General features: G+C 63.2%; 2 protein-coding genes and 2 pseudogenes. 3 read left to right on the top strand and 1 reads right to left on the bottom strand.

Annotated elements, in window-relative coordinates; genetic code table 11:
• A pseudogene (locus EN991_RS31705) lies at nucleotides 1-328 on the top strand (autoinducer synthase); the annotation flags it as partial.
• 14 nt (nucleotides 329-342) lie between these two features.
• Nucleotides 343-1,092 carry an enoyl-CoA hydratase-related protein gene (locus EN991_RS31710; RefSeq protein WP_013533649.1) on the top strand — a complete coding sequence of 250 codons (750 nt, stop codon included), beginning with the start codon at nucleotides 343-345 and terminating at the stop codon, nucleotides 1,090-1,092.
• A gap of 49 nt (nucleotides 1,093-1,141) precedes the next feature.
• Here the strand turns inward: EN991_RS31710 and ppk2 are convergent, their stop codons facing one another.
• Nucleotides 1,142-2,050, bottom strand: a complete 909-nt coding sequence (gene ppk2 / locus EN991_RS31715) for a polyphosphate kinase 2 (RefSeq protein ID WP_013533648.1) — start codon at nucleotides 2,048-2,050, stop codon at nucleotides 1,142-1,144.
• A 121-nt stretch (nucleotides 2,051-2,171) separates the two neighbouring features.
• Between ppk2 and EN991_RS31720 the strand changes: the two are divergent.
• Nucleotides 2,172-2,588, top strand: a pseudogene (locus tag EN991_RS31720) (two-component sensor histidine kinase); the annotation flags it as partial.

A 2,588-nucleotide genomic window follows, 5' to 3' on the forward strand; every position in this document is an offset into this window, starting at 1 on the left:
GGTGGCTCCCGTGTGTCGCGATGGTCGTCGCGGCGTTGCGACCGTCGGCACCGAACTGATTGCCGGTTTCGTCGAGTGGGGGCTGAAGCGCGGCGTCGACAAGGTGATCATCGAGTTCGAGCCGATGTGGGTGCTGCGCGCCTTGCAACTGCATTTCCTGGCGACCCCGCTTGGCTATCAGCGCACCTATGGCAACCAGCAGGTGGTCGCCACCTTGCTGACCTTCAACGAGCACACACTCGATGTGGTGCGGTCGCGCCGCAATCATTTTGCTCCCGTGCTGGCCAGGGGATATCCCGACATGCTCGGGCAAAGGCGTGCGTCATGAGATCGGAGACAGTCATGAGCACACATCCGCAACCTGAACTTCGCAACCACACGCTGGTGGTCACCGTGTCGTCGAGTGACGGCCGGCCGGTGCTGGACAGGAGGGCCTATGAAAGCCTGGCAAGGACCTTCCATGAAGCAGCCGACAATGAGGAGGTTCGCGTCGTCGTCTTGCGCGGCCTGGCAGGCTGTTTCTGTCTGGGCGGCGACTTCTCCGAATTCCTCGACGCCACCAAGCACCAGAAACTGATCGCCGCCGTCACCGACCTGTTCCGCACGCTGGCGACGTTTCCAAAGCCCATCCTTGCCTGCGTCGATGGCGATGCCGTCGGTGTCGGCTGCACCATCCTGTTCCATTGCGACATGGTGATCGCGTCCGATGAGAGCACGTTCAGGGTGCCGTTCGTCGATTTCGGCCTGGTGCCGGATGCGGCGACCAGCATCCTGGCGCCGCAGAAGCTCGGCTACGCCGGTGCCTTCCGCTTCTTCTGCCTCGGCGACACGCTTCGCGCCGAAGATGCCAGGGCGCTCGGCCTGGTCGCGGAGATCGTGCCGGGAGGCACCGTCGAGGAGGCGGCCCTTGGTCGGGCAAGACAGCTCGTCAAGAAGCCGGTCGCCGCCCTGCTGCAGACGCGCGGCCTGCTGAAGGGGAACACCGAGGCCCTCTGCGACCGCATCGATCAGGAGATCTCGCTTTTCCAGCAGGCGCTGCAGGATGATACGACGCTGCGGCGATTGCAGCGTATCGCCAGGCTGGCGGCTTAAGCATCATGATTGCGTCGCGCGGTTCCTTGCCGCGCGACGCAAAAAAGCGTCAATCCTGTTTTCCCAGGAATGACGGCCCTTCGCCGATGATCTTCTTGTCTTCCTTGCCGATGATTTCGAGATCGCGCCCCTCATAGGGCAGAGACGACAGGATGCGCCGCATGACCGCCAGCCGCGCGCGCCGTTTGTCATTGGCCCGTACGATGATCCACGGCGCGAATTCCTTGTGGGTGCGCTCGAACATTGTGTCGCGCACCTTGGTGTAGTCGTCCCACTTGGTGATGCCTGCAACGTCGATGGGCGAAAACTTCCAGCTCTTCAGCGGGCTGTAGCGGCGGTCGTGGAAGCGCTCGAGCTGCGTTTCCCGGCCGATGTTCAGCCAGAATTTGAAGAAGTGAATCCCCTCGTTGGAGATCATCCGCTCGAAATGCGGCGTCTCGTCGAGAAACTGCTCGTGCTGCTGCGGCGTGCAGAAACCCATCACCGGCTCGACGCCGGCGCGATTGTACCAGGAGCGGTCGAAGGTGACGAATTCGCCTGAAGTCGGGAAATGGTCGACATAGCGCTGGTAGTACCATTGCCCCAGTTCGGTCGGGGTCGGTTTGGTCAGCGCCACGTTGCGTGCGGTGCGCGGATTGAGGTACTGGCGCACCACGAAGATCGTGCCGCCCTTGCCGGCGGCGTCGCGGCCCTCGAACAGCGCCATCACCCGTTTGCCGGTCGACTGCAGCCAGGCCTGCGCCTTGACCAACTCGATCTGCAGCTTCTCGAGCGTTTCGTCATACTCATCGCTTTTCATCTTCTTGTCGTAGGGATAGCCGCCGGCAGTCAGCTTGTTGTCCTCGACCCAGTCGGGAAGCACGGGGTTTTCGATATCGAACTCCCGCTCCTTGCCGCCGATCCTGATCTTCAGCGGCCCCGAAGTTGGCGCGGCGGGACTTTCCTTGGCTTTTTTCATCGAGACGAACCCTTTCCAGCTTCGGGACTCATGCTATGGGGAGCCTCCGGAACGGTCTAGTGGAAGTTTTTCCGCCACCGTGGACCGGGTGCGAAGGCATGGGGTGCGGGCCCGCGGGCAGATGGCTGACCTGGACACAGAGCAGAGAGGCATCGCGCAAACCATGGCCGCACGGCTGTGGAACAGCCGCTGGCTGCTTGCGGCCGGCGTCGTCGCGGTCGTCGCCGTTTATGCCTTGGCCGGGATTTCAGCCTATATCGTCCTCGCGGCGCTGCTGTTGCTATTTGCAGCGGCAATACTGCCGGCCGGCGGCGCGCGCCAATCCACCGGCAGCGGCGCTGCCATCGAGGCCATCGGCCTGCAGCGGCTCTCGGGTGAATATCTGGCCGCCGCCGTCGCCGATCCGCTCATCATCTTCGACCGGGCTGCCACCATCGTCCATGCCAACGCCGCCGCCTTCGCCGCTTTCGGCGGCATCGCGCCAGGCATGTCGCTGTCGCTGAAATTCCGGGCGCCGGAAATGCAGGCTCTGCTGGAT

Origin of the sequence: Mesorhizobium sp. M7A.F.Ca.US.005.03.2.1 (genome assembly GCF_003997795.1) — a bacterium.
GTDB lineage: Bacteria > Pseudomonadota > Alphaproteobacteria > Rhizobiales > Rhizobiaceae > Mesorhizobium > Mesorhizobium ciceri.

Excerpts from the sequence above, each read along its gene's own strand:
- ppk2 (WP_013533648.1), bottom strand. The coding sequence starts at position 2,050 with ATGAAAAAAGCCAAGGAAAGTCCCGCCGCGCCAACTTCGGGGCCGCTG.
- EN991_RS31710 (WP_013533649.1), top strand. The coding sequence starts at position 343 with ATGAGCACACATCCGCAACCTGAACTTCGCAACCACACGCTGGTGGTC.